Origin of the sequence: Bacillus sp. (in: firmicutes), assembly GCA_017656295.1 — a bacterium.
Taxonomy (GTDB): domain Bacteria; phylum Bacillota; class Bacilli; order Bacillales; family JACDOC01; genus JACDOC01.
Map to the genome: position 1 here is coordinate 101,554 of JACDOC010000004.1, position 14,588 is coordinate 116,141.

22 protein-coding genes are annotated in these 14,588 nt (G+C 37.5%); 2 read left to right on the forward strand and 20 right to left on the reverse strand.

Annotated elements, in window-relative coordinates:
* Nucleotide 1: 1 nt before the first annotated feature.
* Nucleotides 2-1,750: an ATP-binding cassette domain-containing protein gene (locus H0Z31_05840; GenBank protein MBO8176965.1), complete on the reverse strand. Its 1,749-nt coding sequence runs from the start codon at nt 1,748-1,750 to the stop codon at nt 2-4.
* Between the two features lie 135 nt (nt 1,751-1,885).
* Here H0Z31_05840 and H0Z31_05845 point away from each other — a divergent pair, with 135 nt between their 5' ends.
* Nucleotides 1,886-2,614, forward strand: a complete 729-nt coding sequence (locus H0Z31_05845) for an ISL3 family transposase (protein MBO8176966.1) — start codon at nt 1,886-1,888, stop codon at nt 2,612-2,614.
* A gap of 1 nt (nt 2,615) precedes the next feature.
* Here the strand turns inward: H0Z31_05845 and H0Z31_05850 are convergent, their stop codons facing one another.
* From H0Z31_05850 to H0Z31_05935, 18 genes are all read right to left on the reverse strand, one after another.
* Nucleotides 2,616-2,978: a hypothetical protein gene (locus H0Z31_05850; protein MBO8176967.1), complete on the reverse strand. Its 363-nt coding sequence runs from the start codon at nt 2,976-2,978 to the stop codon at nt 2,616-2,618.
* Between the two features lie 100 nt (nt 2,979-3,078).
* Nucleotides 3,079-3,597 (reverse strand): IS3 family transposase, encoded by a 519-nt coding sequence (locus H0Z31_05855; protein MBO8176968.1) that lies wholly within the window; start codon nt 3,595-3,597, stop codon nt 3,079-3,081.
* Complete coding sequence (locus tag H0Z31_05860; GenBank protein MBO8176969.1) at nt 3,579-3,959, reverse strand: transposase; 381 nt, start codon at nt 3,957-3,959, stop codon at nt 3,579-3,581. Before H0Z31_05860 ends, H0Z31_05855 begins: the two co-directional genes overlap by 19 nt.
* 8 nt (nt 3,960-3,967) lie before the next feature.
* Nucleotides 3,968-4,264 carry a helix-turn-helix domain-containing protein gene (locus H0Z31_05865; GenBank protein MBO8176970.1) on the reverse strand — a complete coding sequence of 99 codons (297 nt, stop codon included), beginning with the start codon at nt 4,262-4,264 and terminating at the stop codon, nt 3,968-3,970.
* Nucleotides 4,265-4,349: 85 nt separating this feature from the next.
* Nucleotides 4,350-4,559, reverse strand: a complete 210-nt coding sequence (locus H0Z31_05870) for a hypothetical protein (protein MBO8176971.1) — start codon at nt 4,557-4,559, stop codon at nt 4,350-4,352.
* 229 nt (nt 4,560-4,788) lie between these two features.
* Nucleotides 4,789-5,142 (reverse strand): n-acetylglutamate synthase, encoded by a 354-nt coding sequence (locus tag H0Z31_05875; GenBank protein ID MBO8176972.1) that lies wholly within the window; start codon nt 5,140-5,142, stop codon nt 4,789-4,791.
* Nucleotides 5,143-5,456: 314 nt separating this feature from the next.
* Complete coding sequence (locus tag H0Z31_05880; GenBank protein ID MBO8176973.1) at nt 5,457-5,654, reverse strand: DUF1653 domain-containing protein; 198 nt, start codon at nt 5,652-5,654, stop codon at nt 5,457-5,459.
* A 34-nt stretch (nt 5,655-5,688) separates the two neighbouring features.
* On the reverse strand, nt 5,689-6,120 hold the full coding sequence (locus tag H0Z31_05885) for a hypothetical protein (GenBank protein ID MBO8176974.1): 432 nt from the start codon (nt 6,118-6,120) through the stop codon (nt 5,689-5,691).
* The gene (locus H0Z31_05890; protein ID MBO8176975.1) at nt 6,117-6,455 is read right to left on the reverse strand and encodes a hypothetical protein; all 339 of its coding nucleotides are present in this window, start codon (nt 6,453-6,455) and stop codon (nt 6,117-6,119) included. The genes H0Z31_05885 and H0Z31_05890 overlap by 4 nt, the downstream gene beginning before the upstream one ends.
* Before the next feature lie 277 nt (nt 6,456-6,732).
* On the reverse strand, nt 6,733-6,918 hold the full coding sequence (locus tag H0Z31_05895; protein MBO8176976.1) for a helix-turn-helix transcriptional regulator: 186 nt from the start codon (nt 6,916-6,918) through the stop codon (nt 6,733-6,735).
* 62 nt (nt 6,919-6,980) lie between these two features.
* On the reverse strand, nt 6,981-7,433 hold the full coding sequence (locus H0Z31_05900; GenBank protein ID MBO8176977.1) for a phage integrase SAM-like domain-containing protein: 453 nt from the start codon (nt 7,431-7,433) through the stop codon (nt 6,981-6,983).
* A 188-nt stretch (nt 7,434-7,621) separates the two neighbouring features.
* Nucleotides 7,622-7,834, reverse strand: coding sequence for a YneF family protein (locus tag H0Z31_05905; GenBank protein ID MBO8176978.1), 213 nt, complete (start codon nt 7,832-7,834; stop codon nt 7,622-7,624).
* Nucleotides 7,835-7,914: 80 nt separating this feature from the next.
* A complete protein-coding gene (gene sirA, locus H0Z31_05910; protein MBO8176979.1) occupies nt 7,915-8,361 on the reverse strand; it encodes a sporulation inhibitor of replication protein SirA in 447 nt (148 codons plus the stop codon).
* A 79-nt stretch (nt 8,362-8,440) separates the two neighbouring features.
* Nucleotides 8,441-8,860: a GNAT family N-acetyltransferase gene (locus tag H0Z31_05915; protein MBO8176980.1), complete on the reverse strand. Its 420-nt coding sequence runs from the start codon at nt 8,858-8,860 to the stop codon at nt 8,441-8,443.
* A 150-nt stretch (nt 8,861-9,010) separates the two neighbouring features.
* The gene (tkt, locus tag H0Z31_05920) at nt 9,011-11,017 is read right to left on the reverse strand and encodes a transketolase (protein MBO8176981.1); all 2,007 of its coding nucleotides are present in this window, start codon (nt 11,015-11,017) and stop codon (nt 9,011-9,013) included.
* 210 nt (nt 11,018-11,227) lie between these two features.
* The gene (locus tag H0Z31_05925; protein MBO8176982.1) at nt 11,228-11,461 is read right to left on the reverse strand and encodes a DUF896 domain-containing protein; all 234 of its coding nucleotides are present in this window, start codon (nt 11,459-11,461) and stop codon (nt 11,228-11,230) included.
* A gap of 66 nt (nt 11,462-11,527) precedes the next feature.
* Nucleotides 11,528-12,175, reverse strand: a complete 648-nt coding sequence (locus tag H0Z31_05930; protein MBO8176983.1) for a recombinase family protein — start codon at nt 12,173-12,175, stop codon at nt 11,528-11,530.
* Between the two features lie 14 nt (nt 12,176-12,189).
* On the reverse strand, nt 12,190-12,519 hold the full coding sequence (locus H0Z31_05935) for a LysM peptidoglycan-binding domain-containing protein (GenBank protein ID MBO8176984.1): 330 nt from the start codon (nt 12,517-12,519) through the stop codon (nt 12,190-12,192).
* 148 nt (nt 12,520-12,667) lie between these two features.
* Between H0Z31_05935 and lexA the strand changes: the two genes are divergently transcribed.
* Complete coding sequence (lexA, locus tag H0Z31_05940) at nt 12,668-13,288, forward strand: transcriptional repressor LexA (protein MBO8176985.1); 621 nt, start codon at nt 12,668-12,670, stop codon at nt 13,286-13,288.
* Nucleotides 13,289-13,694: 406 nt separating this feature from the next.
* On the opposite strand, the gene H0Z31_05945 is transcribed toward lexA, so the two are convergent.
* A complete protein-coding gene (locus tag H0Z31_05945) occupies nt 13,695-14,531 on the reverse strand; it encodes a GNAT family N-acetyltransferase (protein MBO8176986.1) in 837 nt (278 codons plus the stop codon).
* Nucleotides 14,532-14,588: the final 57 nt, after the last annotated feature.

Genomic DNA, 14,588 nt, shown 5'->3' on the forward strand with positions numbered 1-14,588 from the left:
TTTACCCTCCATGTTCAACGAGTTCTTCCAGCTGTTGACGGACATACATCTCTTTATACCATCCCTCTTCCTTCATTAATTGGTCATGCGTTCCTTTTTGTATGATTATTCCATTTTCAAGAACTACTATTAAATTCGCATGCTGAATAGCACTTAATCGGTGCGCGGTAATAATGGTCGTTTTCCCGACTCGATTTTCTTTTAAGGAACGTAATATTTGCTCTTCCGTTTTCGCATCAACGGCGGATAACGCGTCATCCAATATTAACACTTCTGGGTTGATTAGCAAGGCTCGGGCAATGGAGATTCGTTGTTTTTGGCCTCCAGATAAAGAAACTCCACGCTCCCCAACAACCGTATCATATCCTTCCGGAAACTGCTCAATATCATCATGTATATGGGCGAGCCGAGCCGCTTCTTCAATTTCTTTCTGACTAGCTTGTGGACGTGCAAAGGCGATATTGTCGCGAATGGATGCCGAAAATAAAAAATGATCTTGTGGGACATATCCGATTGCCTCACGTAAGGCATCTAGTTGGTATTCCGTAATAGAATAACCGCCAATTAAAATATCTCCTTTCATTCCTGGAAACTCTCTTAATAACGCTTTAATTAGAGACGTTTTGCCGGATCCTGTTTTTCCAACAATCCCTAACGTTTCCCCTCTTTTTAACGTAAAATAAATATTTTTCAAGACGGGTTGTGTATCATTGGGGTAGGTAAACGACGTTAAGCGATATTCAATGTCCCCTGCCGGAACCTTATCAATCGCTTTTTGCGTGTCTTGAACGTCTGGTTGTTCTTGTAATAAGCTAGAGACACGGTCGTACGAAGCTCTTCCCCGTTCCACAATATTAAATAACCAGCCAAAAGCAAGCATCGGCCAAATGAGAAGACCTAAGTAGGTCGTAAAGGAAACAAGTTGCCCAATGGTTAACTCTCCTTGAAGAACGAAACGGGCACCAAATACAATGGCTAAGAAAAAAGAAAATCCAACAATAATAGAAATGGTCGGATCAAATAAAGAATCAATACGAGCTACTGACATATTTTTTTGAACCACATCATCCGATTGTTTCCGGAACGCTTCAATATCTTCTTTTTCTTGACCAAATGTTTTAATGACTTTAATGCCTGCAATACTTTCTTGTGTTTTATCATTTAAAGAGGAAAAAGCCTCCTGGGCCAGGTGAAACCGCTTATGTAATAAAGTACCATAATAATTAGTTAATAAGGCCATAATAGGCATAGGGATTAAGCTGATCAAAGTTAATTTCCAACTTATGGTCGTTGCCATGGCGATAATGACAAAGCCTCCTGTCGCTAACGAGTCGACAAGCGTTAAAACCCCTACGCCTGCCGTTTGTTGAATGGCTTGTAAATCATTCGTCGCATGGGCCATCAAGTCACCGATACGGCGCCTTTGATAAAAAGATGGACTTAGCGAAGTGAAGTGATGATATAAACGATTACGGAGCAATTTTGATAATTTTACCGCTGAACCGAAGATCATCATTCGCCAAAAATAGCGGAGTCCATACATACATAAAGCAACTGTCGCAAGTATGCCCATCCATTGCAAAAGCTGCTTGAACGTTAATGTACCTTCTTTTATGGAATCTACGACCATGCCAATGATTTTCGGTGGAACAAGTTCTAAAATAGCGACAAGACATAAAAGAAATATACCCGTTAAATATGCCTTTTTTTCTTGTTTAAAAAACCACATTAAATCGAGAAAAACTCTCATCGTTGAATCCTCCGAATACTTCATTATTCACTGACTAATGCATAAGTTTATCAAACTTTTCTAAAAAAGAAAAGATTTACAGAATTAGAAGAATTGGTAATTAAGAGATTTTACGTAAATAAAAATGCACTCTGAGTGACCAGAGTGCATGGAGGAGAAAAATATCAAACGATTATTGTCGATGTAGAAAATCGAGAAGTTTTGGATGTTCTGCCAGACCGACGTGTAAAAACGATTGAAACCTATTTAAAACAATGTGATACAGGGAATGTACAGATCGTGGTGATGGATTTATCCAAGTCATTTAAGAAAGCTGTTCAAAGACAATTAGGGAATCCTCTTATTATTGCGGATCGATTTCACTTTATGAGACAAGCTTATTGGGCATTTGATCAAGTAAGACGAGAAGTGCAACATAAATTATATAAAGAACAACGTATTCGAATGAAAAGAAATAAAGAGCTTTTATGGAAATCCCCGTTTAAGCTCAATCAAAAAGAGAAAGAGCGAGTAGAAGAACTCTTGGCACTTGATTCGGACTTGAGGGAAGCCTATGAGTTAAAGAATGAACTAGATGTCTGGTTTAAAACAAGTACAATGGAAGATGCCAAAACAGGTTTAGAAGCATGGATGACGAGAGTTGAGGAATCTGGAAACGAAGCATTTAAAAAAGTCGTTCAAACATTTAATAGGTGGAAACAAGAGATTTTACAATCCTTCATGTATCCATTTAACAACGGATATATTGAAGGTGTAAATAATACAACCAAGGTAATCAAACGAATGTCTTATGGAATAAAAAGCTTTGAGCGATTACGAAAAAAGATATTGTGGCGTCAACTTGTCAGAAGGAATGTAGGTTAACCTACATTCCTTCCAAAGAGAGAGTATTGGAAATATTTACACCACCACAATTGACAGAGAGCCAAATACATTCATGATACTCTTTCACATAATCAAATAATTGACGTAAAGTATAAACCCCAGTTAAAATGTTTTTATCAATATTTTCTAAATACCTATTATGAACTGGCTCTTGGAACAATGTTTCGAGAGCCTTTTTCTTGTTTTCTTGATAAAGTGTTCCAAATTTTTCGTATGAAAGGTTAAGTTGATCAATCTTCCAGTGACGGAATTGAACAACGTCTTCTAATTGAGTTTTGTTTCGATCATAAAACTCAGAAACAAATGCTTCATAATCACTGACTGATTTGATTAAGAAAGACAAGCGACTAAATGCGAATGTACCCTCCTCAAATCCTAACTCCTTTAAAGCTCCCCCAAATTGAAGTGACCCCTGTCAAGTAGACAGGAATAAAAAAGCACACTTAAGCAGCCTGAGTCCTATATTCATAAGGACTCAGGTTATTTAATTTCTTTTGGAAACGTTGGTGGTTATAAAAACGAATGTATTTGTGTACGGCATCCTTGACCTCTTTGGCTTTGCGAAAAGAGTGCAGATTAAAACACTCTGCCTTGAAATGGCTGAAGAAGTTCTCCATGCTGGCATTGTCTAAACAGTTTCCTTTTCTGGACATACTGGCTTTTATATTGTATCTTTTAAGTAAGTTGTTGTATTGACGGGATGTATACTGGAATCCTTGATCACTATGCAGGAGGAGTCCATTTACATTACGTTTTTTTATGGCCTTTTTTAGAGTATTAAGCACCAGTTTGATGTCATTTCTTGGACTAATATGGTAGGCAACAATTTCATTATTGTATAGGTCTTTAATGGCAGACAAATAAAGCTTTTGCCCATTAAAAATCAAATATGTAATATCTGTCACCCACTTCTCGTTTGGTTTTGACGCGTGAAATTCCCTGTTTAGATGATTGTCCGAAATGACATAAGGCTCTTTCTTCCCATAATAAGGCCGTTTCTTCCGATCACCGCACGAATTCCCATCTCTTTCATCAACCTTTGTATGCGTTTATGGTTGATATTCAGTTTGTATTTTCTCTTAAGCCAGACTTTGACTCTCCGATACCCGTAGATTCCTTTCAGTTTTTTATGGCACTCCTCGTTTTTTTTCTTTAACTGCTCGTCTTCTAATTGCTTTTGAGAAGGGTGTTTCTGCCGTTTTACCCAATTGTAATATCCACTTCGAGACACGCCTGCAATCTTACATAATTCTTGAATAGAAATATGGTTACCAGCCATTTCATGAATGATGGCGAACTTCTTATGAGTTGGTACGGTTTCCATTCCCCCTTTCACATTTTTAAGAGCTTTTTTAGCATTTCTACTTCCGCTTCAAGACGCTTGATTTTCGTTTCAGGATCTTCTGGACGAGTTCTCGGTCTTCCTTTTCCTGGACCTTTTGCCTTCCCGCGTTTTTCCTCCAGACCTTTCATTCCTTCTTTGTCATAGTGTTCTACCCATCGACGTACCATGGTATGATCAATCCCTAACTCTTTAGCCACCGATTTGTAGCCCATGCCCTCTTTTTTATATAGATCCACAGCTTTCTTTTTAAACTTTACATCATATGTTTTTCGTATTTTCCCCATAGAAAAAATCCCCTCCATAGTAGACAGATTAATGTGCTTTCTTTTTTCTGTCTACTATAAGGGGATCATATCAAAAGGTGCAATGTTATACATATTCTTTCGCAAATTTAATCCCGCTTTTTAGTTTCTCGATTTCGACAGTATATCTTTCGTTCAAAAAAAGGTTTTCTAAAATTGAAATAAGTTTATCCCTATGAAGCCCTTTTCTTTCTAACTTCATTTCTAATTCTTTATAATTAGGCATTTCAGATAAATCCTTTTCTCCCTTGTAATAAGGGTCTAACTCATCACACACTAAATTTACTTCTTCGTTACTAATAAATTTTAAGTTCTCAATTTCAGCTTCAATATCTTCCTTTCAGATTTACCCTTTTATAATTTAACATATCTTTCTAACTCATTTGAAAAAATTTACAATAAAATAAAAATCGATAAGGGGGGACCTATCAATCTAATCTGCCCCGCTAACCAACCATGAAGCGAACTTCACCACAGATGATGGAAGTTCCATTCGTTCTTCATTTTTATGAAGGAAACTTTTCTATCTCTTCGACAATTGATTCCCCTTCACTATAGTCAGTGTCTAACCATTGCCATTTTTCATATAACATAATTCTACCATCAGGCAAAATCTTAGGAATGGATTTACATTTTCCACCCCTAATCTCGTTTTTGATATTAACGTGATTATATCTAAATTCTAGACTACCATCATTATTAACTATTCCTATAAGCATTCCGCTTACTATTTCACCACCCGAATATGTAGCAGTAATGATATTTCCCTCTTGTTTGTAATGAAAATAAGTTTTTGAAGAAACTTCACCATTACTGGTATTTTCAACAGAGACAAAAATCCGATTATTGTAGTTAATCAATTAAATCTCCCCCAATAAAGTTTTTGATAATTATAACAACTTAAAAGGCTTGGTGTGAATATTTTTTACATAATTTACCGACATTTTTTCAACTAAACTGTCCTTTAATTGAATACGAAAATCAACAACACTCTTTAATGGAGCATTTAAAATAAAAACGCCACCCCGATCGGAGTGACGCCCTGCTTCAACAAATTATCTACGATACCATCGTATCATGTCTGACACGAAATAATCTGCCTTCTTTCTGCCAAAAATCTGCCGTTTTTCTGCCAATTTTCTTTCACAAAAATAACAGACGTTTCTATAACTTCTTAATTAATCTCCATAAATCTAGGAACCATTTTTCCTTCATGTTCTACCTCTTCAAAAAACATATCATATGGCCTTGCGAATTCTTCACCTTTCTCATTTTTATAAACAACTAATTTTTCTTCAGTTTCAGTATGTTTAGCGATACAAATTAATTCATAAATGTCACCTTTATAGTGCCTATATTTTTTCTTTTCCACGTTATAATCACCTCTGTTGTATGGGGAAGCTAAGTCATTCGGAAAACAATAAATATAATTGAACTGCTAACAACACAAGAGAAAAGAAGCCAACAATAATCCAGTTTTCTATATTTACAGCATAACCTATTGCTGGTGTACAAATTAAGGTAACAACCAAATCCAAAATATTTTGTCTCTTTCTCCGTTTCCTTTCTGGTGACCCTTCCTCAACTTCGTACTCTTTTACGGACCAATAACGTAAATCATTTTCAACAAAATATCGTTCGTATTCATCGTCGGAGGGAAAGGGAAGCTCCAAACACACATCATCACTAAGCAAAGATTCTCGATAAGCTTCATCACTAGATACGTTATGTACTAATTTTTTAACGGCATCGTGTTTATTTTCAGCCCAAAACACTTTTAAATAATCATCATCGTAGTATTGAAAAAAATCTTGGTGTTCGAACACATATATCTTCACTCAGTATCCCCTCCTTCACGTTCAGGAAGGGAAACGTCAGGTTTCCACCCATGCAAATGTGCACCAAGTTTTGGAAAATCATATTCAGGAAAGAGTTTTTCTTTTAACTCTGAATTATCTTTAAACATATCACCTAAAGCCGGAAGTTTCTTTTCTTCTTTTTCTTTAACATCATTCACTAATTCATCTAATTTCGTTTTAAGTAACTCTAAATCATTTTCAATCCCTTTAATCCGCACTCTCAGACCAGCCCATAGCTCACCATTTGAGCGTCTGATCGCACTATACACTAAATCGTATAACTCTTTTTCCGTTAAATCTTTAACAGTTCTCATTTTCTTTTCTCCCTTCTTTTCTTTAATTTTTTCTGTTTTTCATCTGATTCCCTTAAAAACTTTCGAAGCATCTTTTCAAAATTTCTTTTCCTCTTTTTCAAACGTGTCACCTCGAATTGTTTTTTCACAGACAAAAAAGGACTGTCTAAAAGACAGCCCCTGTCCGTGATAGGAGGAATAATGGGTAAACATCTATTGCTGATGTTTTTAACGTGTTTTCCCATTTCTTTTTTGACGCTGAGAAAACAGGGGCACCAACTATACGTTGGCGATAACGTCAATCAATGAACTTAAACGAAGGATAAAACTCCTCGATTAATTTTTTAATAATCTCTTCAGATGATGTTCTTTTTCCCGATTCGATATACGACAAATATGATTGACTGATACCAATTTGTTTTGCTAAATCGGCTTGGCTTAGCTCTTGCAATCTTCGCAACTTGCGTATTGTATCTCCTCGCATTTTTCATTTACTCCCCTCCCCTGAATCGTGATAATTTATGACATGAACTAAAAAAATTAATTTCACATACAAAAAAAAGAAAAACAAAAAGACATTGCGATAATAGCTTTGTTTCTGGCTTCGATATAGGTATTAAAAGAAAATGAATTAATCATTTTGTTTACTTCTTCACTTGTTAAACCTTCTACAACTTTTTTCGGAACTTTTGGAACAGGTACTTTTGCCATTGGATTTTCTTTCAAATATTTTTCTTTCACACACCAATTAAAAAATGCTGAAATCATTTTATACATCGAGACGATACTTTGAGGTTGTAAGCCTTGTTTTTGTTTCTGACGAATATATGCACTAAGATCAAAGTGAGTAATATTTTCTAACTCTGTTAGCCTTCTTTTCTCTTCTAAGAAGTTGATTAGTTGTTTATATTCTTGACGTTTATTTTTCATCGTTTTTTCTGTAAAACCTTTGATCGTGCAAAAGTAGTAATATTCTTCTAATACATCACGTAAAAACAATAAAAAAACCACCTTCCCTGCTGAATCTTTCAACAGAAAAAGTGGTTTTTGAGAAGGATAAACCAATTTAGACAGTTATTGTGATGAAAGTTAAACCAATTTTGAAAAATTGTTTGTGAAAAACTGATATTTTAAAACTGTCTATCCTTCAAGAAATGTTGTCATATCAAGGTTATAGTGCCTTTCTTTTATTTGATTTGTTTGTTCATCGCATTCATCATTTGGTTGATTTTCTTTTGGGATGGTTTCATTCCCATTTGCATCATCATTACTTTTAGCATTTGTTCATTAATCGGCGGATTTTTCTTTAAATAGCTCATCATATATTTACGAGCAATGAAAAATCCTAGTGCTACTCCGGCAATTAACGCCAGAATACCGACTAGAATAACATCCCACATCTTCTATTTCCTCCTTCATGTTGTCTACCATACAGTGTACTAAACCTTGTAACATAATACAATATTTCCATTCATTTTTCTCAAGTAATTATATAATTCCTCTCTTTTAACGGTTTTAACCAACCATACCGTTCATTTTGCAAATCAATCGCTAACAATCGTCCGTCCATTTGTCGAAGCGCTTCAAAAAAAAACGATTCGGCATCATAGCTTCCCCAAGCATATAACAATAATTTCCGTTTATTAATTTCTAACTGTGCTCGATTTGATTCATCTTCCCTACCAATCCAATACACGTTTCCTTCTGAAACATAGTCACTTCGTTTACTCAATCGCTGAGAAATCATTCGATGCAGGTGCAATAAAGGAAAGGGAAGTGTTATATATTGAATTTGTTGTTCAATAATTTGTTTTAAATCACTTGGTGCATATTGGTGTTCATGAAATAAATTGTAGAACAATCGCTCACGGCCATAAAAAAAGTTCGCTATATCTTCCGAAATGGAATAAATATGATAACACCGCATCGTTCTCCTCCCCACGTCCACTTTTTTCTATTATAGCGAAACGAAACGTGGAGAAGTTGTCAAAAGCTGTTTGAAAGATTCACTTTTTTTGTCGAATGTAGTCGAAGTTGTTGACTTTTTCATGTTTGAGGTCATACGAAAACATAACCATATCCAGTGCTTGTATTCCGAATTCGACATTTGGTTTTGAATACGCACGAAAAAAATCCCGTTTGATCTCTTTCATACGAAACCCACATTTTTGATAAAAAGCGATGTTATCTATGCTAGAGTTAGCTGTTCCAACTTCCATTACACAAAAACCTTTATCTTGTGCCCAGTGTAAGAGATTTTGAACCATTAGTTTCCCCAATCCTTTTCCGCGACACTGCAGGACGACGGCTATGTTTTTCAATTCGACTGTCGTCTCATTTATTGGTATACAATGAGCAACACCGATTGTTTCATCCTCGACCGTGAAACGAAACATCCATCCTTTTCGAAAATAAGAGCGAACCATCCATTCATCTTCATCTGCAAGTAATAAAAGTTCGAGATACTTTTCACGTTCGGATGGTGAAAGTTCTTGTCTTTTTATTAGCGCTATTATGTATGCCTCCAATCCCCTAATAAAAAAAAGAGGGCGAACGAATCGCCCTCGGATAATACATTATTGATTAAGTAATGCCTTTACACGAGCTACAACGTTTTCAACCGTAAAGCCGTATTCTTTCATGATTGTTGATCCAGGGGCAGATGCTCCAAAACGATCAATAGCTAAAATATCACCTTCGTCACCAACGTAGCGTTCCCAACCAAGAGATGCTGCCATTTCGATCGCAAGACGCTTTTTCACTTCTTTCGGTAAAACGGATTGTTTGTATTCTGCCGATTGTGCTTCAAAACGATCCCAAGAAGGCATACTTACCACCGCTACCTCAATACCTTCTTCACGTAAAACTTTTTGAGCTTCCACGGCTAAGCTTACTTCTGAACCAGATGCTAGAAGTAAGGCATCCGCTGTTTCTTTCGCAGCTGGTGAAATTACATATGCTCCTTTTTCCACCCCTTCTTGTGCACGTTCAGCTGTACCTTCAAGCGTTGGTAAGTTTTGGCGTGTTAACACAAGCGCGGTAGGAGTGGACTTGGAAGTGACGGCTAAACGCCATGCCGCTGCTGTTTCATTGGCATCTGCAGGACGAATAACAGACAAGTTTGGCATCGCCCGTAATGATGGAAGCTGTTCAATCGGCTCGTGAGTCGGACCATCTTCCCCAACAGCGATACTATCATGCGTAAATACATACGTCACAGGAAGTCCCATAAGCGCAGCTAAACGGATCGCTGGACGCAAGTAATCAGAGAAAACGAAGAACGTACCTCCGTAGACATGTAATCCACCATGTAACGCCATCCCGTTCATGGCTGCCCCCATCGCAAATTCACGCACACCAAACCAAATGTTACGACCTTCATAGGAGCCTGGTAAGAAATCTTTATCTCCTTTAATCGTCGTTTTATTGGATCCCGCTAAGTCTGCCGATCCACCGATGAATGAAGGTAGATTTTTCGCAATCGCATTTAACACTTCTCCAGAAGAAGCACGACTTGCTAAACTTGTTCCAACCTCGTAAACTGGAATGTCTTTATCCCATCCTTCTGGTAATTCACCTTTTATCGCTTTTTCTAATTGTTCTCCAAGTTCAGGGAAAGCCTTTTTATATTCAGCAAACATTGCTTTCCATTCTTTTTCTTTTTCAGAACCAGGAATGACCACTTTTTCTTCAAAGCGAGCATAAACTTCTTCAGGTACATAAAAATCTTCTTCGAATGTCCATTTATACGCTTCTTTCGTTAATTTTAGTTCGTCTGCACCTAATGGAGCGCCGTGTACATCAGACGTACCAGCTTTATTTGGTGAACCGTATCCAATGACCGTTTTGACCTCAATCATTGTTGGGCGTGTTTGATCAGCTTTCGCTTCTTCAATGGCTTTGGCTAACGCGTTTAGATCATTGCCATCTTCTACACGAATATATTGCCATCCGTATGCTAAGAAGCGATCTTTCACACTTTCAGAGAAAGACTTATGAAGTTCTCCATCTAATGAGATATCGTTTGAATCGTAAAGAACGATCAATTTTCCAAGTTTTAAGTGACCTGCTAAAGATGCTGCTTCTTGAGAAACTCCTTCCATTAAATCCCCGTCACCGCAAATGGTGTATGTATAGTGGTCAATTACAGGGAAGTTTTCTTTGTTATAAACACTTGCTAAATGGCGCTCCGCCATTGCCATACCGACAGCCATAGCAATACCTTGTCCAAGTGGACCAGTCGTTGCTTCAACTCCTGGAGTATGACCGAATTCTGGATGCCCTGGTGTTTTTGAACCCCATTGACGGAAGTTTTTCAAGTCATCCATTGTTACATCATATCCAGATAGATGAAGCAAACTGTATAATAGCATCGAGCCATGACCAGCAGATAGGACAAATCGGTCGCGGTTAAACCATTGAGGGTTTTTTGGGTTATGATTCATAAAACGCGTCCATAGCGTATATGCCATTGGTGCTGCCCCCATAGGCATACCTGGATGTCCAGAATTTGCTTTTTCAATCGCATCAATCGATAACGTACGAATCGTATTAATCGCGAGTTGATCCGTTTTATCAAACATGATATACATCCTTTCTATAATAACCTTACTCTATAATATTAATCCCCTTTTCAACGGAAAACAACCGAAAAGAATAAGAAATCAGACGTCTTACCAATATAAACGTTAGCTTTAGACTATTGATCAATAAAAATTAGCTTAAATTCGTTCAAACTCTAATAAAAGTAAGAAAGCTCGAACCATTTTTTTCTGTTCGAGCTTGTTGGAAAATTAATGATATTTTTTCTTCAATTGAATGTCACGAAGTTTCTTCGGAGTCACTTCATCCCCATTTGGATCGAAAATGCGTACATTTTCAATCGTTTTTTTCATGGATTGACGGAAAGCTTGTAAATATTCTCCACGAAGGCGACTTTGTTCCTTCGCTTCCTCCTCGGTCAAGCCGACTGATTTTGCTTTTTTGGCAAGTTCATTAATTCGAGCGATTTTCTCTTTTGAAAGCATTGTTTTGCCCCTTTTCCTTTCTAGACTATCGTCATCTTACAAAAATCATCGCTATTTGACAAGTGTTTAGCTTTCCTGAAATGATTTTATATACTCTTGATAACGACGATGAACAGTCGCTTTCGATACATCATAGCCAAATCCCCGTAGTGTTGCAGCAATTTCCTCAAATGTAAGGTCATTTTGCCTGAGACGAACAATTTCCTGAATCGGAAGTTCCTTCTTATCTCTTCCTCCAGATGAATGACGCGGTAAATTTTTTTCCGGTCGATACCCGCGTTCAACGGCTCGTTTCATTCCCCGTTTAATTTTTAAATTATGTATTTTTCGCTGGTATTCTTCCACCATACTTACTATTTGTAGAACCATGGAGTCTGATTCCGATAATTGGAGCTCACCTTGATGGGACATACTGTAAACTTTAACGCCTTCTTTCATAATGACATGAAGAAGAGCAATTTTCGCATTCCCTCTTCCTAAGCGTGTTTCATCCTGAATAAGAATGGCATCAATGGAACCTTCTTTGATTCGATCGAGAAGCTCCATCATTCCAGGGCGGTCAAGCTCATAGCCGCTTGCTTGATCTTTAATGACAGCTTTAATGTGAAATCCGTACTTATCTGCTAACTGTCGTAATTCTTCTTCTTGCCGTTCGAGTGAGGTTTCTTGGGTGTCTTTCGTTGTACTGACTCGGCAATAAAGAATCGCGTTCATAAGCATCTCCTTGTCTATTGAGTAGAATCATAGGCAAATTGGTGATGGGATGAGTCAATTGTTGCTTTTACCGGGATGACTAACGTATTTCCTGCATGAATGACAGATGAAGTTTTCAATTCATTTTTTTGTTGAACCCATTGAATAAACTGCGTTTTGGTCATGTGATGCTGTTCGGCATATTGTTCCGCAAGAGACCATAGCGTATCTCCTTCGTTCACAACAATTATCATAAACGATTCATCTTTGTCTTCGGTCATAAATAGCATCGTTATTCCAAAAATCATCGAAACGATGAATAGAATCATAACATAAGAATATTTCTTCCACAACAGGTTGATCATTCATGATCCCTCCAACCGAATGTTTGTTCGATTTGATTATAGTACGAACATCCGTTTGGTGTCAACAAAAAACTCGAACTTATGTTTGTATTTGTTGGAAAGACATGCTATAATATTACCAACAGAAGTGAGATCGAGGTGCGTAACGATGAAAAAATTAACGAAGCGACAACAAGATATTTTAGAGTTTATTAAAGAAGAAGTTCGGAAAAAAGGATACCCACCTTCCGTTCGCGAAATCGGTGAAGCTGTCGGTTTGGCCTCAAGTTCAACCGTTCATGGCCATTTAGCTCGCTTAGAGAGCAAAGGTCTCATCCGCCGGGATCCGACGAAGCCTCGTGCAATAGAAATTCTCGACTTAGAGGAAGATCAAATTCCAAAACAGAACGTAGTCAATGTCCCTATTGTCGGTAAAGTAACCGCTGGACAACCGATTACGGCCATTGAAAATGTGGAGGAATACTTTCCACTTCCAGAACGGCTGGCTCCAGCTGATGAGCAAGTGTTTATGCTGGAAGTTATGGGAGATAGTATGATTGACGCTGGAATATTAGACGGCGATTACGTTATTGTCCGTCAGCAAAAGACAGCGAATAACGGAGATATTGTGGTAGCAATGACCGAAGATAATGAAGCAACAGTTAAACGATTCTTTAAAGAAAAAGATATGATTCGCCTTCAACCAGAAAACCCAACATTAGAACCGATTTTTTTACGAAATGTAACGATTTTAGGAAAAGTGATTGGTGTATACCGTCAAATTCATTAATTAATATGGCAAGTTCTTCTAACCGAAGAACTTGCTTTATTTATGTGATATTTCATTTTCTATAACTGACTGGATCAATTTTGTAGTTCATGGACTTACAAACCATTAAACGTCACATTTTGTAAAGGGATGTTTTATTTCATTGTTGATTTTTAGCACAGTTGTTCACACGGCGGCGACTCCAGCGGGGACAAAAAGCCAGGCAAGACCCAAACTTGAGCGTAGCGAGGGAAGCATCTTGCGGCTTTCCCGCGGAAAGCGTCCGCCACAAGCGTAACGTATAAAAATCAACAGTATCGTTTAACAGACATCAATATATGAACATTTGCTAGTTGCGTAAGTAAATATACACCCGGCCCATACCCGATACAAATTGAGCGGAATAAGAATCAATTTAATCTTTCATTTATGCCTGTCGATAATAGATCGAGTCCAAGATCGGCCGATAGCCGATTTCTTGATAAATATGGTTGGAAGTAGGGTTTGCTAAATCGGTATAAAGCGACGTACTTTTATAGCCCTGGTTGAGTAAGTGCTGTGATAAATGAGCAACACATGCGGTCGCGTAACCTTTTTTTCGTTCTTCCTTCGGCGTGAATACCAAATTGATGGTTACATTTGTTTTCGTCGGCCGGGTCCAACAAGCCATTGATACCGGTTGGCTATTAACTTCCCAAACAAAAACTCGTTCTTCTTTCATCAATTTGGTTGCTTCTTTCTTTGCCTCTTCAAACGTGATTACTTCTCCTATCTCTTCACAAAATTCATGAATCCAACGGCAGATGATTGGAGTATCTTTTTCTACGGCTTTTCGAAATAACCCGTTTACTTTCGGAAGGGGTGCGACTTCCGTTAATTGATAAATCCGTTGCCTCATTCGGACCTCGTACGTTACTTTTGCCAATCGTTCATATGCCTTAACGAGGGAATGAATGGTCTCTACTTCTCCTATCAATCCTGGCACTTGAATTTTTTGCTGATATAACCAAAGAGCAATGGCTTCTAAATCCTGTTCATCTAATGCAGAAAATGTCGCTACAATGATTTGTGCTGGGTTCGTTTGTAAAAACCCCATGACGACTCGATTCTCTTTTTCTACTAGTCCCATAAATATTGGAGAGTTGGTTTCATTTATTTTTAACAAAACGCCGTAAAATAAATTGTGCGCCGCTTCGTTTTTTAGAAGCAATGGTTCCAGTTGTCTACGAAATAAATGTACTGAGTGATACTGTTTCCCCTGCATGTCCATCCCCTCATTCAATCATTTTTGGAATTTTTTAAAATTTTACCATCTGCTCTC